Annotated in this window: 23 protein-coding genes; 11 read left to right on the top strand and 12 right to left on the bottom strand. The window is 70.6% G+C overall.

Annotated elements, in window-relative coordinates; genetic code table 11:
* Nucleotides 1-49 precede the first annotated feature (49 nt).
* Nucleotides 50-1,093, bottom strand: a complete 1,044-nt coding sequence (locus tag OWM54_RS26380) for a methyltransferase (RefSeq protein ID WP_046716431.1) — start codon at nt 1,091-1,093, stop codon at nt 50-52.
* An 11-nt stretch (nt 1,094-1,104) separates the two neighbouring features.
* A complete protein-coding gene (locus tag OWM54_RS26385; protein ID WP_141326516.1) occupies nt 1,105-1,488 on the bottom strand; it encodes an MXAN_6627.5 family MYXO-CTERM protein in 384 nt (127 codons plus the stop codon).
* Between the two features lie 114 nt (nt 1,489-1,602).
* On the opposite strand from OWM54_RS26385, the gene OWM54_RS26390 reads away from it, so the two are divergent.
* Entirely contained in the window at nt 1,603-2,931 is a 1,329-nt protein-coding gene (locus OWM54_RS26390) for a response regulator (protein WP_141326514.1), read from the top strand.
* Between the two features lie 73 nt (nt 2,932-3,004).
* Here the strand turns inward: OWM54_RS26390 and OWM54_RS26395 are convergent, their stop codons facing one another.
* Nucleotides 3,005-3,652, bottom strand: coding sequence for a hypothetical protein (locus tag OWM54_RS26395; RefSeq protein WP_267699283.1), 648 nt, complete (start codon nt 3,650-3,652; stop codon nt 3,005-3,007).
* A gap of 57 nt (nt 3,653-3,709) precedes the next feature.
* Here OWM54_RS26395 and OWM54_RS26400 point away from each other — a divergent pair, with 57 nt between their 5' ends.
* The 4 genes from OWM54_RS26400 to OWM54_RS26415 all read left to right on the top strand — a co-directional run bounded on the left by OWM54_RS26400 (nt 3,710) and on the right by OWM54_RS26415 (nt 6,472).
* Nucleotides 3,710-4,210, top strand: coding sequence for a hypothetical protein (locus OWM54_RS26400; protein ID WP_267699284.1), 501 nt, complete (start codon nt 3,710-3,712; stop codon nt 4,208-4,210).
* A 57-nt stretch (nt 4,211-4,267) separates the two neighbouring features.
* A complete protein-coding gene (bcp, locus tag OWM54_RS26405) occupies nt 4,268-5,224 on the top strand; it encodes a thioredoxin-dependent thiol peroxidase (protein ID WP_267699285.1) in 957 nt (318 codons plus the stop codon).
* Nucleotides 5,225-5,507: 283 nt separating this feature from the next.
* Entirely contained in the window at nt 5,508-5,993 is a 486-nt protein-coding gene (locus OWM54_RS26410) for a hypothetical protein (RefSeq protein ID WP_223750769.1), read from the top strand.
* Between the two features lie 98 nt (nt 5,994-6,091).
* Entirely contained in the window at nt 6,092-6,472 is a 381-nt protein-coding gene (locus tag OWM54_RS26415) for a hypothetical protein (RefSeq protein WP_267699286.1), read from the top strand.
* 285 nt (nt 6,473-6,757) lie between these two features.
* Here the strand turns inward: OWM54_RS26415 and nagZ are convergent, their stop codons facing one another.
* Nucleotides 6,758-7,822 carry a beta-N-acetylhexosaminidase gene (gene nagZ, locus OWM54_RS26420; RefSeq protein ID WP_267701170.1) on the bottom strand — a complete coding sequence of 355 codons (1,065 nt, stop codon included), beginning with the start codon at nt 7,820-7,822 and terminating at the stop codon, nt 6,758-6,760.
* A gap of 165 nt (nt 7,823-7,987) precedes the next feature.
* On the bottom strand, nt 7,988-9,004 hold the full coding sequence (locus OWM54_RS26425; RefSeq protein ID WP_223782712.1) for a hypothetical protein: 1,017 nt from the start codon (nt 9,002-9,004) through the stop codon (nt 7,988-7,990).
* Between the two features lie 313 nt (nt 9,005-9,317).
* On the opposite strand from OWM54_RS26425, the gene OWM54_RS26430 reads away from it, so the two are divergent.
* Together OWM54_RS26430 and dbpA are read left to right on the top strand one after the other, a co-directional pair.
* A complete protein-coding gene (locus OWM54_RS26430) occupies nt 9,318-9,716 on the top strand; it encodes a DUF488 domain-containing protein (RefSeq protein WP_223782711.1) in 399 nt (132 codons plus the stop codon).
* 91 nt (nt 9,717-9,807) lie between these two features.
* Nucleotides 9,808-11,190 carry an ATP-dependent RNA helicase DbpA gene (gene dbpA / locus OWM54_RS26435; RefSeq protein ID WP_223750772.1) on the top strand — a complete coding sequence of 461 codons (1,383 nt, stop codon included), beginning with the start codon at nt 9,808-9,810 and terminating at the stop codon, nt 11,188-11,190.
* Nucleotides 11,191-11,196: 6 nt separating this feature from the next.
* On the opposite strand, the gene OWM54_RS26440 is transcribed toward dbpA, so the two are convergent.
* The 4 genes from OWM54_RS26440 to OWM54_RS26455 are packed head-to-tail and all read right to left on the bottom strand — an operon-like array spanning nt 11,197 to nt 16,117.
* On the bottom strand, nt 11,197-12,093 hold the full coding sequence (locus tag OWM54_RS26440; protein WP_267699287.1) for a hypothetical protein: 897 nt from the start codon (nt 12,091-12,093) through the stop codon (nt 11,197-11,199).
* Between the two features lie 11 nt (nt 12,094-12,104).
* Nucleotides 12,105-14,207 carry a BatA domain-containing protein gene (locus tag OWM54_RS26445; protein ID WP_223750774.1) on the bottom strand — a complete coding sequence of 701 codons (2,103 nt, stop codon included), beginning with the start codon at nt 14,205-14,207 and terminating at the stop codon, nt 12,105-12,107.
* Nucleotides 14,204-15,082, bottom strand: a complete 879-nt coding sequence (locus OWM54_RS26450; RefSeq protein ID WP_046716420.1) for a DUF58 domain-containing protein — start codon at nt 15,080-15,082, stop codon at nt 14,204-14,206. The genes OWM54_RS26445 and OWM54_RS26450 overlap by 4 nt, the downstream gene beginning before the upstream one ends.
* A 6-nt stretch (nt 15,083-15,088) precedes the next feature.
* On the bottom strand, nt 15,089-16,117 hold the full coding sequence (locus OWM54_RS26455; RefSeq protein WP_223750775.1) for an AAA family ATPase: 1,029 nt from the start codon (nt 16,115-16,117) through the stop codon (nt 15,089-15,091).
* A 269-nt stretch (nt 16,118-16,386) separates the two neighbouring features.
* Between OWM54_RS26455 and OWM54_RS26460 the strand changes: the two genes are divergently transcribed.
* From OWM54_RS26460 to OWM54_RS26470, 3 genes are all read left to right on the top strand, one after another.
* Entirely contained in the window at nt 16,387-17,757 is a 1,371-nt protein-coding gene (locus OWM54_RS26460; protein WP_267699288.1) for a hypothetical protein, read from the top strand.
* Between the two features lie 84 nt (nt 17,758-17,841).
* Nucleotides 17,842-18,159 carry an ArsR/SmtB family transcription factor gene (locus tag OWM54_RS26465; RefSeq protein ID WP_223782707.1) on the top strand — a complete coding sequence of 106 codons (318 nt, stop codon included), beginning with the start codon at nt 17,842-17,844 and terminating at the stop codon, nt 18,157-18,159.
* Nucleotides 18,156-18,554, top strand: coding sequence for an SRPBCC family protein (locus OWM54_RS26470; protein WP_267699289.1), 399 nt, complete (start codon nt 18,156-18,158; stop codon nt 18,552-18,554). Before OWM54_RS26465 ends, OWM54_RS26470 begins: the two co-directional genes overlap by 4 nt.
* Nucleotides 18,555-18,611: 57 nt before the next feature.
* On the opposite strand, the gene OWM54_RS26475 is transcribed toward OWM54_RS26470, so the two are convergent.
* A complete protein-coding gene (locus OWM54_RS26475; protein WP_267699290.1) occupies nt 18,612-20,321 on the bottom strand; it encodes a DUF3466 family protein in 1,710 nt (569 codons plus the stop codon).
* Between the two features lie 232 nt (nt 20,322-20,553).
* On the opposite strand from OWM54_RS26475, the gene OWM54_RS26480 reads away from it, so the two are divergent.
* Nucleotides 20,554-22,005 (top strand): metallophosphoesterase, encoded by a 1,452-nt coding sequence (locus OWM54_RS26480; RefSeq protein ID WP_267699292.1) that lies wholly within the window; start codon nt 20,554-20,556, stop codon nt 22,003-22,005.
* A 58-nt stretch (nt 22,006-22,063) separates the two neighbouring features.
* On the opposite strand, the gene OWM54_RS26485 is transcribed toward OWM54_RS26480, so the two are convergent.
* Entirely contained in the window at nt 22,064-23,479 is a 1,416-nt protein-coding gene (locus OWM54_RS26485; protein ID WP_267699293.1) for a fibro-slime domain-containing protein, read from the bottom strand.
* Nucleotides 23,480-23,692: 213 nt separating this feature from the next.
* Nucleotides 23,693-24,871: a hypothetical protein gene (locus OWM54_RS26490; protein ID WP_267699294.1), complete on the bottom strand. Its 1,179-nt coding sequence runs from the start codon at nt 24,869-24,871 to the stop codon at nt 23,693-23,695.
* Nucleotides 24,872-25,014: the final 143 nt, after the last annotated feature.

Below are 25,014 nucleotides of genomic sequence, written 5' to 3' on the forward strand. Positions count from 1 at the left end.
ATCGGCGCCTCCTCCAGGGGGCGGAAGGACGTGCCCGCCCGGACGAGACTCAGTCGAGCCGCGCCACGTGCAGCGTCTGCAGGGGCAGGTGGCGGATGGGCCGGCTGCTCTCGATGCGATAGCCCGCGTCGTCCAGGAAGCCCTCCACCTCGGCCGGCGTGTACGCCGCCGCACCCGACGTCACGAAGTAGTGCAGGCCGATGAGCGGCGCGGAGCTGGAGGGGTCCTGGATGTCCTCGCGCAGGTACTCGAGCACCGCCAGCGTCCCCTTGGGCGCCAGCGCCCCCCGGATGCGGCGCAGGAGCGCCACGTTCTGCGCGGGCGTCAGGTGGTGCATCACCTGGAACAGCAGCACCCCGTCATACGGGCCGCCCAGGTCCGCGGTGAGGATGTCCCCGGCCTGGTGGGTGACCAGGTGGCTCAGCCCCGCGCAGGCGATGATGTCCCGCCCCACTCGCACGCTGCCCTCCAGGTCCAGCACCGTCGCCTTCAGGCCCCGGTTGCGCCGGCACATCTCCGCCGCGAACCAGCCGTGCGCCCCGCCCAAGTCCAGGAGCGTCTTCGCGCCCCGGGGCAGGGGGATGGCGCTCGTCACTTCGGGGGCCGCCAGCCGGGCGAGCTGGTGCATGGCGTGGATGTAGTCGCGCCAGCGCGGGTCCTCGGGGGCGAAGCCGTGGATGTCCACCGCCTCGCCCGTGCGCACCACGCCCTCCACCTGGCTCCACCAGTCCCACTGCGCGTAGTTGAACTCCAGGAACGCCCCCACGTACTGGGGCGAGCGCGGGTCCAGCCACCGCTTCGAGCGGGGCGCCAGCCGGTAGCGGCCGTCGCGCTGACGCTCCACCGCCTCACAGGCGATGAGGGCCTCCAGCAGCGAGCGCATCCCCTCGGGGGACAGCTTCAGCCGGGCGGCCAGCGCCTCGGAGGTCGCCGCGCCGTCCGCCAGCGCGCCGTACACCCCCAGCCGCACCCCCGCCATCAGCGTGCGCGAGGCCATCATCCCGAAGAAGGCATGGGCCAGGGGCTTGGGGGCCAGGTTGAGCCAGTCCGCCACGCGCTCCAGCAGGTTGTCCGCCTTGAGGCCCAGCCGCATGCACGCGTCCCCTATCCTCGGTTGCGCCGGGGCCGGGCCAGTCCGACCAGACCCACCAGCACCAGCGCACCCTCCGCGCCCATCAGACAGCCTACCTGCTCCGCCTTGCGCACACCCGTGTAACGGCACTTCCCGTCATCACAGGTGAAGCGCGCCGAACAGTCGCCGCTGTGGCGGCAGACGGTGTTCACCCGCCCGGTGCCGTCCTCGCCCTCCGGGTTGTCGCGGTCCGGCCCGCCCTCGCCGGAGGAGGCGTCCGGCAGGGGGATGATGATGCCCCCGTCGGCGCCCGCGTCGTCGGCGGACCAGGCCCACGCGAGCGCGGGGGACACGAGGGACAGGCACGCCAGCAGACCGAGGGTCCGGGCACGGAACAGGTGACGGAGAGAGGCCATGACGGGGTCGTCACCCTAACCGCCCGGCGGCACAGATGCATCCACCGTGGAAAGGGGAGGCCGGGGGTAGATTGTCCCACCCCCTGGCTGGCATCTGGTAGCGTACGGCCCGCGATGGCCGCCCCCAGAATCCTCGTCGTCGATGACAACCCGGAGCTTCTCTCCCTCCTCACGCAGCTCTTCGAGGACGCGGGCTACGAGGTCGTCGGCGCCAGCCGCGGCAAGCAGGCCATCGAGGTGGCCAAGGCGAATCCCCCCGGCGCGGCCGTCTTGGACATCCTGCTGCCGGACATGATGGGCTATCCGCTGGCGGACGCGCTGCGCAAGGACAACCCGCAGCTGCCGCTGCTCTTCATCACCGGCGTCTTCAAGGGCGGCAAGCACGCGCTGGAGGCGCGCCAGAAGTACCAGGCGGCCGGCTACTTCGAGAAACCCTTCGAGGCGCAGAAGCTCCTGGAGGCCGTCACCAAGGTCCTCGCCCCCGAGAAGAAGGCCCCGCCCCCAGGCTCGCTCCAGGACGCCTTCGAGGTGGAGCTGGACATCGACGTGGAGGAGGAGGGCCCCCAGGACGTCATGGAGCTGACGGGCCGCATCAAGGTGACGGGCGGCGGCAACATCACCGCGGAGATTCGCGGCGCCAACCTCACCGCCAGCCCCATGCAGAAGGTGCCGGCCACCCAGGTGCGGCCGCCCACGCCGGGCCGTCCGCCGGACCAGCCGCCCCCGGGCTCGGGCGCGCCGGGCAGCCGTCGGGGCGAGCTGAAGGACAACCTGCCCTCGCTGCTCACCGCCTACTACCTGTCCCGGGAGACGGGCGAGCTGGGCATCCAGAAGGGCAAGGTGAAGAAGGTCGTCTACTTCGAGAAGGGCATGCCGGTGTTCGCCCTCTCCAACCTGCTCGCGGACCGCTTCGGCCAGTTCCTGGTCCGCGTGGGGAAGATCAAGCCCGAGCAGCTCCAGGACGCCTCCGCCGTGGCGGGACAGACCAACCGCCGCACCGGCGACGTGCTGGTGGAGCGCGGGCTGCTCAAGGACACCGAGCGGCTGTACTACGTGGGCCAGCAGGTGAAGGCGGTCATCTACTCGCTCTTCGCCTGGGATGAAGCCACGTACGTGATGAGCTTCCGGGAGAAGGCCAGCGCGGAGTCCATCAAGCTGGACGTGCACCCCGGCAACCTCATCGTCCGCGGCATCAAGAAGCTCTACAAGCCGGAGCGCCTGCGCAGGCTCCTGCAGCCCGAGGACCGGCTCATCCCGGCGGTGGCCCCCGCGTACCAGTTCAACGAGGTGGAGCTGGAGCGGTGGGAGGCGGAGCTGCTGCCCAAGATTGACGGCATCCGCACGGTGGCGGAGCTGCTCGCGTTCGCCAACCGCCCCGAGCACGTCGTCTACGGGTTCCTGGTGGCGATGATGTCGCTGGGCATCCTGGAGAAGCGCTCGTAGGCCTGGTGGGCCCGGGCGTCGTCCTCGACGAGAGGGGACGCCCGTGGAGCCCCGAGGGAGCTCCGGGAGGTGCTCAGCCGCCCGTCAGGCGGGAGCCGATCCAGAACAGGCCGAGCGCGCCGGAGGCCAGCGCCACCGCGCGCTGCACCCAGGCGGTGATGCGCGCGTTGAGGCGGGTGAGGCCCTCGGCGAACAGCAGGCCCACCGCGCCCATGCCGATGAGGATGCCCAGGGCGAAGCCGGGCAGGTAGGTCCACGCGGCCAGGCTCATGCTGCCGCCGACGAGCAGCGGGGGCAGGGCGAGCAGCAGCGAGCGCACGCCGCTGACGGCCATCAGCGCGCCGGCGGCGGTGCTGACGGTGTGCACGTGCTGGTGGGGCTCCTTCGCGTGGCCGGGCAGGTGGGGGTGGCCGTGGTCCAGGCTGCTGGGGAAGAGCAGGGCGGCGACGGCGAGCGCCACCAGCACGGCGCCGCCGAAGATTTCGGCCCAGCGCTCGAAGGTCTCCGAAAGGCCCACGCCGGCCAGCAGGCACACCGCGGCGATGCCGCCCAGCATGGCCGCGTGCCCCAGCGCGAAGCGGAAGGCGGTGATGATGGCCGCCTTGCGCCGGCCGCCGTTCAGGGTTCCGAGCGTCGCCACGGCGGCGCAATGGTCCGGCCCCACGGCATGGAGCAGGCCCTGGAACAGACCGAGCAGGAAGGCGAGGAGGATGGGCGGCACGGCCCGTCACCCTAGCCGCGCTTCCCTCCAGAGGCCAGCAGGAGGTACCTACGCAGCATGTGGACTGCCTTCCAGCGGCCTGCCGCCGCGCTCCCAATCCTGCTGTGCCTGGTGTTCTCCACCGGGTGTGACTCCGGCCCCGAGAAGCTGCGCGAGGCCGACGTGAAGTACCAGGCCCTGGTGGACCAGGGCGTGCGCCCCACGGACCCGGCCTGGGACGAGGTCGTCGCCGCGCTGGAGGCGGTGCCCAAGGACTCGCGCTCCCGTCCGGAAGCCGACAAGCGGCTGGCGGCCATCCGGGGCCTGCGGGGCAAGCTGCCCCCGCGTCCGCTGGCGACCCCGGGCGCGACGGGCCCCGGCACCGACGACTCCGACGCCAAGCGCGCCGCGTGCGAGGCGCTGGCGAAGAAGCTGGGCGTGGCGGATGAAGCCGCGCGCGAGCCGCTGCAGGCGGCGTTGACGCAGTGTCAGAAGGAGCTGGTGCGCATCGAGTCGCACAGCCACCCGCCGGGGGAGCATGGCCACGAGCACGGCCATGAGGCGCCCGCGACGAAGTAGCGCGCGTGGGGGAGATTGAGAACGTGCCCTGTTTGTGGCTATGGAACGCGCATGCCCATGCCCCAAGCAGGTGACGCGGCTCCCGACTTCCAACTGCAGGACCAGGACGGCAACACCGTGACGCTCTCGCGGTTCGCGGGGAAGAACGTCGTCCTCTATTTCTATCCGAAGGATGACACTCCCGGGTGCACCGTGGAGGCGTGCAGCTTCCGCGACGAGCACTCGACGCTGGAGGCCGCGGGCGCCGTGGTGCTCGGCGTGTCCGCGGACAGCACCGCGAGCCACCGGAAGTTCGCGACCAAGTTCAGCCTGCCCTTCCCGCTGCTGGCGGACACCGAGCACCAGATGTCGGAGGCGTACGGCGTCTGGGGCGAGAAGTCGCTGTACGGGCGCAAGTTCCTGGGCATCACCCGCGCGACGTTCCTCATCGGGCCGGATGGCAAGGTGAAGCAGGTGTGGCCGAAGGTGAAGGTGACGGGGCACGTGGTGGAGGTGCTCGCCGCGCTGGGCGCGAAGCCCACGAGCCTTCCCACGGGGGAGTTACCGGCGCCGGGCTCGAGCCCGAGCGTGGAGGAGTCGAGCGCGGGTGACGAGGACGCGCGCGAGGCTCCGGTCGCGAGCGCTCCGGTGCCCGCTCCGGCGCGAGTGCCGGTGACGCGGTTCGATGCGCCGAAGCGCAAGGCGCCGCGTGACACGGGGACGGGTGCCACGGCCCAGGTGGAGGCTCCCGAGGCTCGCCCGGCGAAGGCCGCGCCCGTGACGAAGGCCGCGCCCGCGAAGAAGGCGGCTCCGGCGAAGAAGTCGGCCGCGCCCGTGAAGAAGAGTGCCGCGAAGAAGGCGGCTCCGGCGAAGAAGACCGCGCCCGTGAAGAAGGGGGCTCCGGCGAAGAAGTCGGCCGCGAAGAAGGCCGTGCCCGCCAAGAAGGGTGCCGCGAAGAAGTCGGCTCCGGTGAAGAAGGGGGCTGCGAAGAAGAGCGCTCCCGCGAAGAAGGCAGCTCGCGCGAAGAAGAAGTGAAGCCACTTCGCTGAGTGGCGGGCTCGTCGAGACACGCAAATCTTGCGTGTTCCGGGCCCGCCCTCGCAAACCCTTCGCATCCGCCCGAATACACCTTCTGTCTGGAAGAAGCGTGGATGGTCACGCGGACCTTCCCGCCTGACGAAGTCATGAAGAGGACTGTTCGCACGCGCTCACGAGGGTTTAATTGAGCAAGCGGCCGAGGGCCGCCATGTACCTGTTTCGTGGGTGGACGCCGTCGAGTGTCCACCTTCGATGAACGGGAACCTCAAAGGGAGTGGACATGCGCGAGCTGAATCTTCGACGGTGGACCCAGGTGGCGGCGCTGACGATGGGCGCGCTGTGGACCGTGGGTTGTGGTGCGCTTCCCGAGACGGGAGGCAAGCAGCCGGACGAGCCGCGAGGCGGCGCGTTCGCGCAGCGTGGCATCCAGCCGAGCGCCCTGCTGGACATGGAGGGCAACGTGCACCCCGAGAAGTCTCCGCCGTGGTTGATGACCGCGGACCGGGGCCATAACGGCACCATCAAGGAGATTGGCTCCAGCATCGACCCGCGCACGCCCAAGCTCGACGGTCAGCAGAACAAGTCCCTCTGGGATGACTCGGGCAAGATGATGCAGGACCGCTACGGCAGCGCCACCTACTCCCCCACGGCGCAGGGCCTGGGCGGCGAGGACGGCGCCATGACGGGGACCGTCACGGACCACCACCGCTCCTGGGGCTACCGCCCGCTCGGCTGGCAGGACCGCAACGCCCACTCGCGCCGCTAGGCGCCCGGCGTGCCCTCGCCCATCCCCCCGCCGCCGTGGACGGGGGGATGCGTATCCATCCTTCTGGAGCCTCGGATGGCTCGCCGGAGGGATTGCACATGAACCACCGAACCGCGCGCCGTTGGCTCCTGCCTGGGGCCCTGGTCGTCATCACCTCGCTGGGCACCGCCTGCGGGGATTGGGGTGGCTCCTGGTACCAGGGCAACTCCAACGAGGCCCAGCCCTTGAGCAGCTTCGGTCCCGGTACGGGGGGCTCGGGCCCGAACATCGCCCCGGTGCAGGACCGCGTGGGCGAGAATCTTCCGCCCACCGCCGTGAACAACGTGCCGCCTCGCGTGCAGCCCGGAATCGCCCAAGGCGCCCCGGACGCCATCCGCCGTGAGGAGGAGAAGGAGGCCCGGCAGGACCGCGAGGAGGCGAAGGACTCCGCTCCGGCGCGAGCGCCCGCCCAGACTCCACCTCCCGACAACACACACTGAGCCGCTGCCTCCAGGCCCGGGCGCCCCCTGGGCCCGGGAGCCGGGTCCACCCCCGGTCGCCGCCCTGCGCGAGCAGGGTCGCATCACTCCGCCCGTGAGCATTCATCCGAAGGACAGCGCCCCTCGGACGTGGCCTCGCAAGAAGGCTTCGTCCGCGAGCGCCCTGGGCGAAATGGCCGCACGAGCTGGACGTGGCCTCACGGGGCTTCCCCGTGCGCCCTCGTCGGCACGTGCGTGGCGCGACGGCCCGCGGGGGCGAGCCGAGCGGGCTCCACCCGCGAGCCCTCAGCGCGACGCGAGCATGACCTCGGTCGGGTCCTTGCCCGCGAAGGCGCTGTCGAGCCCCTGGGCGAGCGCCAGATGCTCGGCCCCGCCGAGCGTGGCGAGCCGGTCCTCCGCCGGGTGTGCGAAGCGCGCGGCGAGCACATCCAGCCGGCGATGCGCCTCGGTGATGCGCTCGCGCGGAATCCGTCCGGACTCCACCGCCTTCACCACCGCCTCGATGGCGCGCCGCTGCACGTCCACCTGATGGCACACGAGGAACAGGTCCACGCCCGCGAGCGTGCCTCTCACCGCGGCCTCCTCCACGGAGTAGTGCGCCGCGATGGCCTTCATCTCCAGGTCGTCGCTGACGAGCACCCCGTCGAAGCCCAGCTCCTGGCGCAGCACGCCCGTCAGCACGCGCTCGCTCATCGTCGCGGGCATCTCCTTGTCCAGCGCGTCGAACATGACATGCGCCGTCATCAGCGACGCCAGCCGCGCCTGCGCGAAGGCCCGGAAGGGCACCAGCTCCACGCGCCGCAGCCGCTCCAGATCATGCGGCAGCCGGGGCAGCGTCAGGTGGCTGTCCGTCATCGTGTCGCCGTGCCCGGGGAAGTGCTTGCCGCAGGACGCGACCCCTCCGGCCTCGAGCCCGCGAGCGAGCGCCACGCCCAGCCGCCCCACCTCCTCCGCGTCCCGGCTGAAGCTCCGGTCGCCGATGACGGGATTGGCCGGATTGGTGTCCACGTCCAGCACCGGCGCGAAGTCCCAGTCGAAGCCCACCGCGCGCAGCTCGTGTGCGAGCAGCCGTCCCACGCGCTCCACGACGCCCGCGTCCCCGCGCTGTCCCAGCTCCCGCATCGGGGGCAGGGTGGTGAACGGCGCGCCGCGCAGCCGGGCCACGCGTCCACCCTCCTGGTCCACCGAGAGGATGAACGGCCGGCCCGCGCGCACCTTGAGCGCGTGGCACAGCGCCGCCGTCTCCTGGGCCGTGCCCACGTTGCGCTTGAACAGGATGGCGCCGTAGATGCCGTCATCCATCAGCGACGCCAGGTCAGCGTCGACGCGGGTTCCAGGAAAGCCCACCATGAACAGGCGGGCACAGTCGCGGTAGAGGGCGGAGACAGTCACCCGCGCAGTGTCGCACTACCCGGGGAGGGCTGGGGGAGCGGAATGCGACGCGCCGCCCCGGGCGTCGTCTGCTCGTCAACTCCCGAGGCGTCCGAGGCCAGCACCTCCCCGCCGCCCGCCGACTCAGCTGTCGGGGAAGAGGTCGTCGAGGGCCTGTTGGGCCAGCGCGTCCTCCTGGGCCACGGCGTTCACGAAGGCCGAGGCCTTGTAGACGAACCGCGAGGAGATGTTCTGCTCGAAGCTGCGCTGCTTGAGCAACGCCACGCGACGGCGCTCCCTCGCCTGCAGGTCCAGGATGCCCGAGACCTCGTCGTCGACGAGCTCCTTGACGACCTGGAGCGTGCCGACGTCCGACAGGAACACCCAGGGGAGCTGCTCGGGCGTCAGCGGCACCAACGCGAGCTGGGGGTCCACGACGAAGGCCACCAGCGCTCCGGCCAGGACGACGCCCTGGCTCTGGAAGTACACCAGCGTGTCGTGGAGCGACTTCTTGTCGGGGCGATAGTGGCCGCTGTGGTTGGTGAGCATCTGCAACCGGCCGTTGAGGACGCGAATCTCCCCGGCGGACCGTGTCGGCGCGCCGCGAACGAAGGTCGAGTGGGCGATACGGTCCTCCTTGTCGAGGTGGTTGAAGACATACAGCCGCTGCTCCAGGTCCAGCACATATCCGCCGAAGCACGCCTTGCCATGGGATTCCATGCGGGACGTGTCGAAGAGGGACAGCTTCCCGCTGGAGTGACGTCGATAGAAGAGCCCTCCGCGGATGAACACCTGGAAGGGGCGCGCCTGCCACTCGGCGAACATCCGCGTGCGCTGGCGGCTCGGCCCCAGCCCGTTGTCGATATCCCGCGAGGGCTGGTTCACCGTCAGCATCTTCCGGAACGGGCCCGCCTTCGTCCGCATCGTCTGGCAGATGCTGCGCACGCTCCGGTCATTCAGCAGCCGGGCGAGGATGTTCAGGTAGCGCCCACGCCAATCCGTCAGCGTATCGGCCTCCCCCTCATCGAGTTGGTCCGGTGTCGCCAGGGCCGCCTTCGCTCCCGAGTAGATCTCCCAGGCCAGGGGCACCTGCTCGGACTCCTCGTCGACGAGTTGGTAGAGGCTGTGCACGCTCTGAATCTTCTCGAAGGTCTCGGACATGGATGTGGGGAGCCAAGGGGAAGGTCTCGGAGGTGTGCGGGTCGGAAGGTGGAGCCGTGGCCTGTCCGGACGGCAGAGCAAGCGACGAGCCAGGGCTTGCCCGGCTCGTGTGCCACGGTGTCCGCACCGCGAGCCGGTGTCTGGCGCGTTCTCCGGGGACGCGCGTGCGTTCGGGGCCACGGCCATGACATGGGACGTCATGCCCTGGGCGAGCCGCCAGGGCTTCCGCTACCGGTCCGCGCACGGGCTCTCCATCTTGCCCGAAGAGGCCCGTGAGACAGGGCCACCCATCGACCCAGGGGGCAGGCAGGCCATGATTCAGCTCGCGCGCGTGTATCACCATCTGGAGCCCGGGGACTCGGACGGCGCTCGCTTCCTCGTGGAGCGGCTGTGGCCCCGGGGCATCAAGAAGACCCGGCTCGAGCTCGACGGCTGGCTCAAGGACGTGGCGCCGAGCACGGAGCTGCGCAAGTGGTATGGCCATGAGCCGGCGCGCTGGAAGGAGTTCCAGCGCCGCTATGCCCGGGAGCTCTCCTCTCACGACGAGGCGCTCGCGCCCCTCCTCGAGGCGGCCCGCCAGGGCGACGTGACGCTGCTGTACAGCGCGCGCGACGAGGACCACAACAGCGCCGTCGTCCTGAAGGACTACCTGGAGAAGCAACGGCGGCGTCCGGCCAGGCGGCGCCCACGCCGTCGTCCCACGGTGCACTGACGCGGGGGGCTTGTTCCACCCCGGGCGACTGCTACAAGGGCGCGCTGATGCTCCGAGGCACCTTCCGCGCCTCCGTTCAATCGAGGCCCTGATGGATTTCGCCACGCTCGCGCTGTCTCCTCCGCTGCTCCAGGTCCTGGGGGAGCTCGGCTTCCAGTCCGCCACGCCCATCCAGGCGCAGAGCATCCCCGTGCTGCTCCAGGGCAAGGACCTGGTCGGCCAGGCCCGCACGGGCAGCGGCAAGACCGCCGCCTTCGCGCTGCCCCTCTTGCGTCAGGTGCGGCTCCAGGACCGTCGGGTCCAGTCGCTGGTGCTGTGCCCCACGCGCGAGCTGTGCGCGCAGGTGGCGGGCGAAATCCGCAAGCTGGGCCGCAGGCTCCCGGGGCTCCAGGTGCTGGTGCTCGCGGGTGGCCAGCCCATCCGCCCGCAGCTGGAGGCGCTGGAGAAGGGCGCTCACATCGCGGTGGGCACCCCTGGCCGAATCATCGACGTGCTGGACCGCGACGCGCTGGACACCCGTGGGGTGGCCACGGTGGTGCTGGACGAGGCGGACCGGATGCTCGACATGGGCTTCCGCGAGGACATGGAGCGCATCCTCGGCGCCATGCCGTCGCGCCGGCAGACGGTGCTCTTCTCCGCGACCTTCCCGCCGGACATCGCGGCCCTGAGCCGCGCGTTCCAGAAGGACCCGGTGCGCGTGACGGTGGAGGACACCGAGGCCGCGCCGCCCATCCGCCAGCTTCGCTACAACTCCGCGCCGGAGGACAAGCCGGCGATGCTGCTCAAGGTCCTCCACCGCCACATGCCGGCGTCCGCCATCGTCTTCTGCAACCACAAGGCGACGGTGGTGGAGCTGACGAAGTCGCTCTCCGATGCGGGCGTCAGCGTGGACGGGCTGCAGGGCGACCTGGAGCAGTTCGAGAGAGACCGCGTCATGGCGAAGTTCCGCAACCTCAGCACGCGCGTGCTGGTGGCCACGGACGTGGCGGGGCGAGGCATCGACGTGGAGGCGCTCGACGCCGTCGTCAACTTCGACATGCCCTTCCAGCCCGAGCCGTACGTGCACCGCATCGGCCGCACCGGACGCGCGGGCCGCACGGGCCTCGCCATCGCGCTGGTGACGCCGCGCGACGAGCGCAAGGTGGAGGAGATCGAACAGGCCCTCGGCGTGAAGCTGGAGACGGGCGACCAGGCCGCGCTGGAGGAGACCTTCATGAAGCCCGGCGCGCTCGGCTCCGAGTGGGAGACGCTCTACATCTCTGCCGGTCGCAAGGACAAGATGCGGCCGGGCGACATCCTCGGCGCGCTGACGGGCGAGGCGGGCGGGTTCGCCGCGACGGACGTGGGCAAGATCGAGATCCAGGACCACATCGCCTACGTCGCCGTCGCCCGGCGCGTGTCCCGCATCGCCTTCCAGCGCTTGAGCGAGGGCCGCATCAAGGGCCGCAAGCACAAGATTGAGCGCGTGAAGTAACGGCGCTCAAGCCGGAGGCGGCGGGAGCCTGCGCACCTCGAAGTCGAACTCGCGCAGCTGTCCCCGCAGGAAGTCCGTGATGTACGCCAGGTGCGCGGGGAAGGGCGCCGAGTCCAGGAGCGCGAGGGCCTCGTCCCGCTTCTCCAGCTCGCGAAAGGCCTCCACCCGCAGCAGTCGATTCTCGTCCGAGTCCGAGGTCACGAGGTGGGCCAGTACATGCAGGTTGCTGAGCACCGCCCGCGTGCGCCTCCACGGGCTGCGCCAGGATGCGCCCTGGTGATGGGGCGCGTTGCTCATCCACCACAGGTGCTGGCGCGCCTCCCACTCCCACTCGGGTGGCCGCAGCAGGTTCTCCCGCAGGACGAACTGGAGCTCCGCCTCGGACGGGTGCTCCAACCTGGGCGCCTCCTTCCACTCGCGCGGGAGCAACGAGCGCGTCGACTGCGCTGTCGTGGACTCCAGCGAGACGCGCGCGCCCAGCTCCACCAGGCGCCTGGCCAGTCGTCCCGCCACGTCCTCAGCCCACGCCCCCAGCGGCGCTGGGAGCTTGTCGAGCATCCGCCGGGCCTCGGTCGGAGACTTGCCCAGCTCACGACTCAAGAGGTGCATCACCTCGGCGCGGCGCCCGCCCGCGTGGGCGAGCGTGACGCGGGTGACGGGCTCCTCGTGAGGCACGGTGCGCTCCGTGAGCTCTCCCAGTCGACGTGACCCGGCGGCCCGGAACAGCGCGTGACACGAAGCACAGCGGGAGAAGACCGGGGGGCGCAGCGCCATCGGCGGCTCCTCGCACCAGCCATCCGTCCAGCCCGCGATGCCCAGCGTGTTGCCGGTGGCGAGTGAGCGGAGCAGGTGCGGCGCTCCACAGTGAGGACAGGCGATGACGACTTCGGGGCCGGGCATCATGGCCCCGAAGTCTATTTGCGCAGCAGCGTGCCCTCGAAGAAGAACGCCACGCACGCGGCCAGGATGAGCCACGTCCACAGCGGCACCGAAGGTCGGTCCTCGTCGCCGCTGGACGCCTTCACCGTCTCCTCGCCGAAGTACGCGGTGAGCGTCTCCTGCGGCACGCGCGTCAAGTCGCTCTCGGCCGGGTCCAGCGTCGCCGCGAAGGACAGCGCGGGCACCATCTTCCCCTCCGCGCCCAGCACCGAGTACGCCCCCGGCTCCAGCACCGGCCCCGCCACGACGGAGCCCTCCGTCTGCTCCTTCAGCGGCAGCTCCGAGCCGTCCGGCGCCTTCACCGCCGTCACCTTCTGCGAGCCCTCCGGACGCAAGCTCGCCAGCTCACCCACGCGCACGCGCACCTCCTCGCGCTCCTCCAGCGAGCCGGTGAGGTACGCCGCGAAGCGCTGCATCAGCGGCAGGAAGCTGGTGCGGATGGCGAAGTCGCTCCAGTCGCGGTCCACCGTGCTGGTGAACAGCGCCACGCGGCCCTTGCCCTTGCGCATCACCGCGACCGCGGGAGCTCCGTCCTCGTACGTGGCCAGCACCTGGCTCGCACCAGGAGACGTGGGGTTGTCCGCCTCCAGCAGCATGTAGCGGTAGAAGCGCGCGCCCACGAGGCCCTCCTCGGCGCGCCCGGTGAAGGGCGAGAAGAGCACGTGCTCCTGGTTCACCTGCGCCAGCCGCGCCGCCTTCGTCTCCGCCTCCGGGTCCGTGTCGCGCTCCGCGCTGGTGCGCAGCACGCGCAGCGGCCGGGGCAGCACCGCGCCCAGCTTCTGGTTGTAGTCCTCCGTGTTCACCCGGTCGCCCATGCTGACGAACAGGCCGCCGCCGTTCTCCACGAAGGTGGACAGCCGCGCCGCCTCCTCCGCGTTCGGCGCCGCCACGTTGAGCAGCAGCACCAAATCGTACGTGGAGAAGTCCTCGCGCAGCCCCACCTCCGCGTCGCGCACGGCCACCTCCACCGGAGAGCCCGGCGCCGTCAGCGCCGCGTCCACGAAGAAGGCCTCGTCCCGGTAGCGCGTCGCGTGCGGCGCGCCGTTCACCACCAGCGCCTTGAGCGCGCGGGGCACCGGCAGCACGAACGCCCGTCGGTCATCCTCCGCCAGCGCGTCCGGCGCGAGCGTCACCTGGCCCACCACCGTGCCGCCCTGCGGGAAGCGCACCGTGAGCGCCTTCTGCGTGGTGCCACCGGCGGGCACGTCGACGAAGCCCTTGGCCAGCGTCGTCTCGCCCGTGCGCACCGCGGCCTCCAAATCCTTGACTGCCTCCGTCCCGAAGTTGCGCACCGTGAAGGTGAACTGGAACGCGCGCGGGCCGGCCTGCAGCGCGGGCTCCACCTTGAGGTCGACGATGGCGTGGTTGGCGAGCGTCTCCTTGCCCTCGGCCACGTCGCGCAGCACCACCTCCGGCTTCACCGGCGCGCCCGTGGGCCCCTTCACCGTGGGCGGCGGGGCCTCCAGCCGGAACGCCGTGGCCGCCATGTCGGAGACCACCACCAGCCGCTTGGCCGGCATCGGGTTCTCTTCCAGCGAGCGCGCCGCCAGGTCCATGCAGCGCGACAGGTCCGCCCCGCCGTACGTCGGCTTCGCCTCGTCCACGAGCGCGCGCAGCCGGGCCCGGTCGAACCCCGGAGGCGGCGGCGCCGCGGGCGAGCCCGTGCACACCACCACCGTGGCGGGCTCCTCGGGCAGCAGGTCCCTCAGCGCGTCGCGCGCCTCGTCCCGGCCCCGCTCGAAGAGCGACGTGCCGTCCGACCAGCGCATGGACAGGGACGCGTCCAGGATGATGGCCGTCGCGGCCGGGCCCTTCACCACCTGCGCGGCCTGCGCGTCGCGCGTCAGCTCCGGCCTGGCGAGCGCGATGGGGATGGCCAGCAGGATGAGCGTGCGCAGCACGTACAGGAGCAGGCGCTTCAACTTGAGGCGGCTGGCGGTGCGCTTCTGGCTTCTCAACACGAAGGCCAGCGGACCGAACGGATGGGGACGCGGCCTGCGTCGGTCGAACAGGTGCACCAGCAGGGGGATGAGGGCGCCCAGCGCGCCCAGCAGCATCCACGGATTGCCGAACGTCACCCGCGCCTCCCGCGCCGCGCCAGGTACCGCAGCAGCACGTCGTCCAGCTTCTCGTCCGTGCGCACCAGCTCGTAGTCCACGTCCGCCTCCGCGCACGACGCCTTCACGTTCGCCAGGAAGGCGTGGAACTCCTCCAGGTAGCTCTCCTTGATTTCACGCGGGTTCACCTCGATGCGGCCCTCGCCCTCCATGTCCATGAAGAGCGTGGGGTCATCGAAGGGGAACGTCAGCTCCGCCGGGTCCACGACGTGGAACAGCGACACGTCGTTCTTGCGCTGCCTGAGCGCCAGCACCCGCTTGAGCGCGTCCTGCTTCTCGTCGAGCAAATCCGACAGGACGATGACGGTGGAGCGCCGGGGCAGCACCTCCGCCAGGTGGTCCGCCGCGCTGCCCAGATCCGTGGTGCCGCCGGCCGCCGTCGCATCCAGCGTGTCGAGCAGCACGTTCAGGTGGCCCGCGGACGCGCGCGGGGGCACGTCCTTCCACTTGCCGCCGGTGAGCAGCGCCAGGCCCGCCGCGTCCTGCTGACGCACCAGCAGGTACGACAGCGCGCCCGCGAGCGTCGTCGCCACCTCCAGCTTGGACAGGGCGCCGCTCTGGTAGCCCATGGAGGCGGACGCATCCACCACCATCACCGCGCGCAGGTTCGTCTCGTGCTCGAAGCGCTTGACGTAGTACTTGTCGAACTTGCCGTACGCCTTCCAATCCAGGTGGCGCAGCTCGTCGCCGGGCGCGTACTCCTTGTGCTCGGCGAACTCCACGCTCTGCCCCTGATGGGGGCTCTTGTGGAGGCCGGACAGCACCCCCTCCATCACCGCGCGGGCACGCAGCTTCACGCCCTTGAGGCGGGCCAGCGTCTGGGCATCGAGCAGCACGCGGCGCTAGCCCTTCACCACCGTGAGGAGCTGGTCCACGAGCTTCACGGACGTGATTCCCTCGCTCTCCGCGGTGAAGTTGGGCAGCACGCGGTGGCGCAGCACGGGACGCGCCAGCGCGCGCACGTCCTCCACCGTCGCCACGAAGCGCCCGTGGAGAATCGCGCGCGCCTTGGCCGCGAGCACCAGGTACTGGCTGGCGCGAGGACCCGCGCCCCACGACACGTTCTTCGCCACGAAGTCCGGAACCCCCGCCTCCTTGGGCCGGGTGTTGCGCACCAGCTCCACCGCGAAGCGCACCACGTGGTCCGGCACCGGCACGCGCCGCACCAGGTCCTGGAGCGCGACGATGCGCTCGGGCGACAGAATCTTCTCGAGCGTCGGCTGCTCGCCGCCGGTGGTGCTCTTGACGATTTGAATCTCCTCCTCGGCGGTGGGGTAGCCCACGTCCACCAGGAACATGAACCGATCCAGCTGCGCCTCGGGCAGGGGGTAGGTGCCCTCCTGCTCGATGGGGTTCTGCGTGGCGAAGACGAGGAAGGGCGGGGCCAGCGGATACGTGCGGCCACCGGCGGTGATGCGGTACTCCTGCATGGCCTGCAGCAGCGCGGCCTGCGTCTTGGGCGGCGTGCGGTTCACCTCGTCGGCCAGGATGATGTTGGCGAACAGGGGGCCCTGCACGAAGCGGAAGTTGCGCCGGCCGGTGGTGCGGTCCTCCTCCAGGATGTCCGTGCCGGTGATGTCCGAGGGCATCAGGTCCGGGGTGAACTGGATGCGGTTGAAGGACAGGTTCAGCACGTCCGCCAGCGTGGAGATGAGCAGCGTCTTGGCCAGGCCCGGCACGCCGACGAACAGGCAGTGGCCCCGGCTGAAGAGCGAGATGAGCAGGTGCTCCACCACCTCGCGCTGCCCGACGACGCGCTTCTCGATTTGAGCGACGATGGCGTTACGGGCCTGGGCAAGCTCCTCGACTGCGCGGAGGTCGTCGCTCGAGGCATCGGGCACGGGACGTGGGGCGGGGGCGGCGCTTTCCATGGAAGGAGTCTCTTAATTCGCGGGCGGCGCCCGGACCAACGGTTTCCTCCTTCCGAGCGGCCGAGTCGTGCGGTGGCAACCGTTGGAGTGGGGGCCTATTCCGCTGTCACACACTCGGGGGACGGGGCCCCGAGGCCCCCAGTCGCCTGCAAGCCCCCCGGGCGGGTGTCTCCCCCCGAGGGGCAGGGGGAATGCCACGTCCCGGACACGCTGCTTACCGTCTCCGGAGAGCCGGCTCGCGAAGGACGGCGGCGGCTCGGGGAGCACGCATGCGGTCAGAGCGAGCGGGGCGTTGGTTCCAGGGCTGGAGGTGGCTCGCGCCGCTGGCCCTCCTGTGGGGCGTGGGGCTGGCGTGTGGCTCGGAGCCGGGCAGCCCGGAGCCCCCCGAGGAGGCCGCGCCGGGCATGGACGATGGGGCCAACCCGGGCTCGGGCACGCCGCCGAAGTCGGGCACCCGGCCGCCCTCCGAGGGCGAGGGTGCGCAGGTGCCCTGGGAGGCCCGGGTGGGCGGGCCCCAGGACGACTCCGGGACCGGCGTCGCCGTGGGGCGTGACGGGGACGTGGTGCTGGTGGTGTCGCAGTCGCCCCGGCAGGACGCGGACCGCGAGCCGGTGGCCGGGGAGCGGCTGGGGGTGGTGCTGGGGCGGTACGCGTCGGATGGGACGCCGCGCTGGACGCGGGAGTTCCCCCGCGAGCGCCTGTCGGATTTGCGCGTGGCGGCGTCACCGGGGCCGGACGGCGCGGTGTTCCTCACGGGCAACGCGTTCCTGTACCCGGCGAACTTCGGGCTGGGCCCGGCGCAGGACGGCTTCCTGGTGCGCTTCTCCGAGGACGGCGAGCCGACGTGGCAGCAGCGCGTGGGGCAGAAGGCCCAGTCGGTGGTGGCGGACGCGGACGGCGGCGTGGTGGTGGCGGGCGAGGAGTGGGTGGGGGCGCTGAAGGACCCGGTGCTGACGCACTACGCGGCGGATGGCTCGGTGCGCTGGACGCGGCGCTTCACCGGGACGGGCGAGGAGACGGCGCTGCACGCGGTGGCGCTGGCGCCGTCGGGGCGCGTGGTGCTCGCCGGGCAGTTCGAGGACACGCTGGAGGTGGACGGCGAGTCCTTCGGCGCGAAGGGCCGTCGCGGCTTCGTGGTGCTGGAGTTCGATGAGGCGGGGAAGCTGGTGTGGGGGCGCGAGCTGCCGGGGGCCAAGGGCCGGGTGACGGCGGTGGCGGTGGGGCCGCAGGGCGGCGTCTCGGTGGCGGGCGACTTCGCGGGGCTGCTCGTGTGGGGCGGCACGTCGCTGGGGACGCAGGGGCCGTTCGTGCTCGCCGTGGGCGCGGAGGGCGAGGTTCGCTGGCTGAAGCAGCCCGAGTGCGGCGAGGAGGCCCAGGAGGGCGTGGCCGCGGCGGTGGACGAGACGGGCGCCGTCTCCGTGGCCTGTGGCGACGTGCTCACGCGCTATCCCATGGACGGCTCGGACCAGGCGCGGCGCGTGCTGCGGGCGCGCGAGTGTCCGAGCGGCCAGTGCACGCTCGCGGTGACGGGGCTCGCGGCGATGCCGGGACAGGGGCTGGTCGCCTCGGGCTGGCTGCGCGAGGGCGAAGGGGAGACGTGGAACCAGGAGGCGCTCCTGTGGCGCATCGCGCCCTGGTGACCTGAGCCGGCGCACTTCGGGCATTCGAGGCGATGCGTCGGAAGAAGTTGACGCGTCGGAAGTTTCCGACGTATTGCTTCGCGCATGCAGAAGGTCGATGTCTTCTCCGCGCTCGCCAATCCGGTGAGGCGCGAGATTCTGGTGCAGCTGCGCAAGGGGCCTCGCAAGGTGGGGGACCTGGCGAGTCACTTCGACGTGGGGCGGCCGGCGGTCTCGGAGCACCTTCAGGTCTTGCGCAAGGCGAGCCTCGTGCGTGAGGAGCCTCGGGGGCGCGAGCGCTTCTACCACCTGGACCCGCGTCCGCTGTCCGAGGTCGGCGGCTGGCTGGAGACGTTCGAGCGCTACTGGAAGCAGCGGCTCGGCGACCTGGAACAGCTTCTCGACGAGGAGGACGCTTCATGAAGGAAGCCGGAGTGATTCGGGTCAGCCATGTCTATTCGCAGCCACCGGCGAAGGTGTGGCGCGCGCTCACCGAGCCCGCGCTCGTGGCGCGCTGGTGGGCCCCGGGAGACATCCGCGCCGAGGTGGGCCACCGCTTCGAGATGGACATGGGACAGTGGGGCAAGCAGCGCTGCGAGGTGCTCGACGTGGAGCCCGAGCGGCTGTTCCGCATCCAGTTCGCGCTGAACACCACCATTACCTGGACGCTGGTGTCGGAGGGCACGGGGACGCGGCTGGAGCTGACGCACGAGGGCTTCGACCTGGACTCGCCGATGGGACGGCGCGCCTTCGAGGGGATGAAGCCCGGCTGGCCGGGTGTGCTCGCGCGCATCGCCCCGGTGGCCGAGGCGCTCTGACGCGCATGCGCCCCGCCCGGCGTGTGTCGTCGGACGGGGCGCGGTGTTGTGTCGGGGCTACTGGCGCACGAGCTTGAAGGCGGTGCTGGTGCCGTTGAAGCGGCCGAAGCCGACGATGTCGCCGCGGGTGTTGATGCCCTCGGCGGACAGGAGCGTCCAGCCTCTGTCCGCGGGAATCAGCGTGTTGAGGTCGTGGATGCGCTCGTCGACCCAGAGCACGGCGGCGGCGGTGCCCAGCGACGCGTTGCCGTGGTACTGGCCCACGTAGCCGACAATCCAGCCCGACGCGTTGATGGCCTTCGCCTCGCTGTGGATGGCGGTGGGCTGGCTCGCCAGCGTGCCCAGGCTCCGGACGGTGCCGTCGCTCCAGGTGAAGGCGTTGTAGATGGGCGAGCCGCCCGACGTGGCGCCGATGACGGCGGAGCCCACCACCTGCCGAGACTCGTTCACCGCGTAGGCCTGGCTCGCGAGGCTCACGTCCAGCGCGCCGACGTTGACCAGCTGGCCCTGGGCCGTCCAGAGCGTGGCGCGCGTGACGCCCTGCGCGTTCTTCGAGGACCCCACCACGTCACCCGCGTTGTTGATGTCCCACGCGCGGGCCGGCGTGTTGCCCTGGCCATCCAGCGAGCCCAGCTCCGTCATCGTCCCGTCCACCCAGCGGAACGCGCGGCTGGTGGTGCCGTTGGACGCGCCGCCGACGATGACGCCGCTGTCGTTGATGCCGGTCGCCACCGCGGACGCGCCGCCGAGCGTGCCCAGGTCGGTCATCACGCCGTTCTCCCAGCGGAAGGCGCGGGGCGTGTTGTTGTCGCTCTCGCCCACCACCACGCCGCTCGCGTTGAGGCCGTACGCGCGGCTGAAGTTGTTGCTGCCCGGGAGGATGCCCAGCTCGGTGATGCCCTCCTCGCTCCAGCGGTAGGCGATGAGCGGCGGCGGCGTGCCGGTGATGACCGTCGAGCGCACGTTGCCCACCACCTGCCCCGCGTCGTTCAGCTCCAGCGCGAAGCTGCCGCTGCCCGAGGGGTACATGATGGGGACGATGGTGTACGTGGGCAGCACGGGGGTCGGCTGCTCGGGGACACAGGTGCCGTTCACCTCCACGTAGCCCGCGTCGCAGTGGCAGTGGTCACCGTGGCTGTGGCCGTGCTCGCCGCAGCCGGGCTCCGGCTCCGTCTCCGGGACACAGGTGCCGTTCTGCTCGGTGTAGCCCGCGTCACAGTGGCAGTGGTCGCCGTGGCTGTGCCCGTGCTCGCCGCAGTCGAGGCCCGGCTCCGTCTGGGGCACGCAGGTGCCTTCCTTCTCCTCGTAGCCTTCGTCGCAGTGGCAGTGGTCGCCGTGCGCGTGGCCGTGCTCGCCACAGTCCGGCCCCGTCACGGGGGCCGCGACACACGCGCCCTCCTGCTCGACGTAGCCTTCGTCACAGTGGCAGTGGTCCCCGTGTGCATGGCCGTGCTCGCCGCAGTCGAGGCCCGGCTCGGGGGCGACGACGCAGGTGCCGTTCTGCTCGGTGTAGCCTTCGTCGCAGTGGCAGTGGTCGCCGTGCAGATGGCCGTGGCCTCCGCACTCGATGACGGGCTCCTCGGCGACGACACACGTGAGGCCGTCCGCGACATAGCCCTCGTCGCAGTGACAGTGGTCGCCGTGCAGGTGGCCGTGGCCGCCGCACTCAGTGGTCTCGTCGGGCCCGGGCTCGTCCGAGGAGCCGCAGCTCACCATGAGGACGGCCGTGACGGCCAGGAATGCCAGATGGAGGGGTCTTGGATGCATGACTGTTCCCGGGGAGGTGCGAAGGGCGGAGCGCTCACGCGCCTTCGAGGTGCGGGCGTTATGTCATGCGAGGATTGTTGATGCAACCGTGTTGCATCTATGCCTCGTGTCCGGTTTTGGCCTGTTTGACATCGATGTTTTGATTGACCAGGAATCAAGTCATTGCCTGGGTCAATCGGGTCGAAGAGGCTTTCGAGGAGCAGCGAGTCGTGTTCCTTCGAGAGGAGACATCATGGGTTCATGGAGAGTCGCGGGGGCCTTGGTGCTGGTGGCGGGGCTGTGGGCGTGTGGTGGTGGCGCGCCCGTGGAGCCCGCCGAGACAGCGTCCAGCAAGGCGGCGCTCGACTGCGCCGCGCTGGGTTCGCCCGTGTATCACCGCATCCGGCCGAGCAATGGCGACAGCCTCTACACGCTGAACGCCAATGAGGCGACGAACGCGGGAACGACGTACGGCTACACGGAGGACCGGGGCGTGGCGTTCCGGGCCTCGGGAATCACGGGGACGGGGCTGTCGCCCGTGTATCGCATCTACAGCCCGAGCCGGACCGAGCACTTCTGGACCATCGACGCGGCGGAGAAGCAGCAGCTGGTGACGCAGGGCGGCTTCACCACCGACGAGGGCGTGGGCTTCTTCGCGTCGGCGACGGCCTCGCCGTGCCTGGTGCCCGTCTACCGCTACGCGAACGACACGCTGAGGAAGCACCGCTTCGCCATCACCGCCCAGGAGCGCGCGGCGCTCAGCGCGGCGGGCTGGGTGGACCAGGGCATCCGCTTCCACGTGGCCCCCGCGACGCCGCAGCCGGTGGACACGAAGTTCACGCTGGTCATCGTCCCGGACACCCAGAACGAGGTCGTCTCCAGCTCCACGCTCATCGACCACCGCATGCAGTGGCTCGCGGACAACAAGGCCGCGCTGGACATCCGCTTCGTGGGCCACACGGGCGACATGGCCAACTGGGACACGCCGGACCACATCCAGTACGTCCGCGCGGGCAACGCCTTCCAGAAGCTGGACGCGGCGGGGATTCCCTACGCCATCGCCATCGGCAACCACGACACCGCGGCCACCTGTCCGGGCGGCAGCGCCTGCCCCGGCAACGTGAACGCCAACCTGCGCAACACCACCACGTTCAACACGTACTTCCCGCCGACGCGCTTCACCCGGCTGGGCGGCGTGTTCGAGGCGGGCAAGAGCGACAACTCCTTCCACACCTTCTCGGCGGGCGGGCTGAACTGGCTGGTGCTCAGCCTGGAGCTGTGGGCGCGCACGGACGCGGTGACGTGGGCCCGGAACGTGCTCGCGCAGCACCCGAACCACAACGTCATCGTGCTGACGCACTCCCACCAGAACAGCGGCGGTGGCATCGAGCAGGGCAACGGCGGCTACGGCAACAACAGCCCCCAGTACGTGTTCGACAACGCGCTCAAGCTGTACCCCAACGTGCGGTTCATCTTCTCCGGGCACGTGGGCACGCACGCCTACCGCGCGGTGACGGGCACGCAGGGCAACACCATCCATCAGATGCTGACCACCTACCACGACGGGTCCTCGAACCCGACGCGGCTCATCGAAATCGACACCGCCGCGAACACCTTCTCGTCGCGCGTGTACCTGCCCTACACGAACGTCGAGAAGACGGACGGCTCGAAGTTCACCGTCACCAACGTGTCCTGGGTGCGCTGAGGCACTTCACGCCACCGCTTCCGAGGAATGAGTGCCTCGGAAGCGGCGGCGTCGGGACTCAGAACAGCTCGAGCTGGCAGTACGCGCTGCAGCCGTCCTGGCTGTTCAGGTTGCCGTCGTCGCACTGCTCTCCCGAGGAGAGCTGCACGACGCCGTCCCCGCAGCGAGGCCCGAAGATGCAGCCCGCGGCGCACTGGCCATAGCCGCCGTCGTTGACGCCGTCGTCGCACTGCTCACCCGGGTCCACCGTGCCGTTGCCGCACAGGAGCTGGGGGTGGGGGATGCACGCGGTGTACTGGCGGGGGTAGTGGAAGTTCTGGAGGCCCAGCCGGTAGGAGGAGCCGGTGGTGTGACGCTCCGCCTGGAACACGGCGAGCTGGTAGACGCCGCCCACGTTCAATCCCAGCGGGGTGGCGAGCGCGGCCAGGCTGACGCTGCCCGTCTCGGGGCCATGGATGCCGCCCAGGTCCAGCGCGAGCCGGCCGTTGACGAACACCCAGACGTCGTCATCTCCCCGGAAGCGGATGACCTCGGTGCCGTTGTACTGGAACCAGTGGCGCGTCTCGCTGGTGAAGCTGAAGTTGCGCGGCCGCGCGGGGGCGCCGTAGTCGTTGCGCAGGGGCTCCTGGCCCGCCGCGACCCACCCCGCGTTGTCGAGCGGGAAGAAGAACGCGTTGTCGTAGAGGTACTCGTTGTCAGGCGTCCGCGTGAGCTGCAGGTTGCCGACGAGCGGCAGGTTGACGTTGGGCACGTCACGGAACCACTGGTCGAACGCGTACTGGCCATGCGTCGTCAGCGAGCTCACCCCGACCTTCGCGTAGACGGGCTTGTTGTCGGGGCCCAGGGTGGAGGCCACGATGCCCCGCTCACTGCCGTTCTTGTTCTGGAAGTCGATGTGGCCGCGCGGCAGGCCGCCCGTGGCGGGCAGGTCGTAGCCGCGGAAGTCACGGTAGACGATGGGAAGCTCCAGCGCGGAAGGGGGCGGCGCCTCGAGGACCTGGCAGAGGAAGCCCGGCTCGAGCTGGCACGTCGGCGAGCACCCGTCGTGGGCCACGGTGTTGCCGTCGTCACAGGCCTCGGAGGAGTTGGGCTCGAGCCGGCCGTCGCCGCAGCGGGCCTCGCAGCTGCCGTTGAGGCAGCGGGGCTCGCGCTTGCACAGGGGCGTGCAGCCATCGCCCAGGTTGTAGTTGCCGTCGTCGCACTCCTCGGAGGGGTGCTTGATGGCGTCGCCACAGAGGGCGGAGCCGGCGTCGGGTTCAGGAGGTCCGGCGTCGGGCTCGGAGGGGCCGGCGTCGGTGGCGGGGCCGGCGTCGGCCTCTCCACAGCCGGGCTCCAGCTCCATCCCGGGGGACTGCCACGGGTCCTTCACCGGAGCGAGGCCGGCGTCATCTTCGCGGCCGCAGGCGAACAGCGTGACGACGAGGGAGGCGAGCAACACGCTCGCCAGTCGGGGGGACTGAGGAAGTGTCTGCATTGTCGATGGGATTCCAGGTGGGTGAGGCGTGAGCCGGGGCGCATCCTGCTCCCGCCGTCTGACATTCCGTGGAACGCACCATCAGCTGGCTTGCTTTGGTTTCTGGATTACATGTGTCTCCCGGTGCGGGAGTGTGGTCGCCGGGCGTCGGGTAGATCCGGGCGTCGGGACTGCCCGTGGGGAGGTCGGAAGCCAGGGTGCCACGACAGGGTTTCAACCCGGCGGCACCGGAGGCCGGGGACTTCGTGCGGCAGCGGAAAGGGCGCCGTCCAGCTTCAGGTCCTGGTTCAGCCCCGCATCCTTGCTCACCCGCCAGATGCGCTGGTCCAGGTAGTAGTGGTGCAGGGCGAAGCCCCAGATGAAGCCGGCCATGAAGTCCCGCAGCGTCAGCCCGGTGCCCAGCGCGAGCTTCGCGTCGAACACGCCGCAGCCCGGATGCGCGCCGAAGCCACACCCCAGGCCCCGGTACACCAGGGTGAAGGCGATACCGCACACCGCATAGAAGATGAACCGCTGGCTCACCTTCGGCGCCCAGCCGAAGGACGCCGGGTCCACCCCCGCCGAGTGATAGCGATTGCGGTGATAGAACCAGACGATGCCGTGGTACTGCACGTTGTGGAACGCCGTCACCGCCACCGCGAACATGATGAAGTCCATCCGCGCGGACACCGACGGCCAGAACACCACCGCCGACAGCCCCACCGCGGCCCCCATCATCAACAACTTGGGCCCGTTCACCGGCTGCCCCTTCCGCCAGCGCCACACCTGACGCCCCGCGCTCAAGAGCACCACCGCCGCCACCAGCGTGAAGCACGCCGCGGCGACCACCGGCTCCCAGCTCGGCGTGCCCGTCAGCCCCAATTGCTTGCGCGCCCCCGGATGCGTCACCGCGAACGCCACGAACGGCGCGATGAGCCCCACGTAGAGCGTCACGCTGTCCAGCCGCTGGTCCACCCGCGACGTCTCCCCCGACTTGCGCTGGTACAACCGCATCAGCCCGTAGTGCTGCCGCACCACGTGCCAGTACGCCCACAGCGCGGCGAAGGTGAGGAACAACACGAACGGCAGCTTGCTGCCGACGAGCAACGACACCCCGAAGCACACCGGCCCCAGCGCGAACCAGCCCAGGCTCCCCAGCAGCAGCCGCCTGCGCGTCTTCCACTCGCGCGCGTCCAGGTACGTGCGCGACACCGTCGCGAACAGGTGCGGCCCATCCAGCACCAACACCCACGCCCACCACAACGCCAGGCTGCTCACCCCCGCCCCGGCATGAAGTCCGACAAGGATGAGGCTCGCGCAGGCGCCGCCCACCGTGGAAATCAAGTCGTGGCGCCGGTCGACCAGCCAGCCGGTGCGCGGCGCCACCGCGACGGTGAGAGGGATGGTGCTCATGGACGCCTCCTCGCGGCGCACGACATTACAGGAAGGTGCAGGTAGGCCGCAGGCCCACCTGTCCTGGTTCCTCGGCCTGCCAACCAACCGAGGCCCCAAAACCCTCTTGAGAAGGGGGCGGTGTACCGCGATGGTGGTGCGTT

This window comes from Myxococcus sp. MISCRS1, assembly GCF_026626605.1.
GTDB classification, from domain to species: Bacteria; Myxococcota; Myxococcia; order Myxococcales; family Myxococcaceae; genus Myxococcus; species Myxococcus fulvus.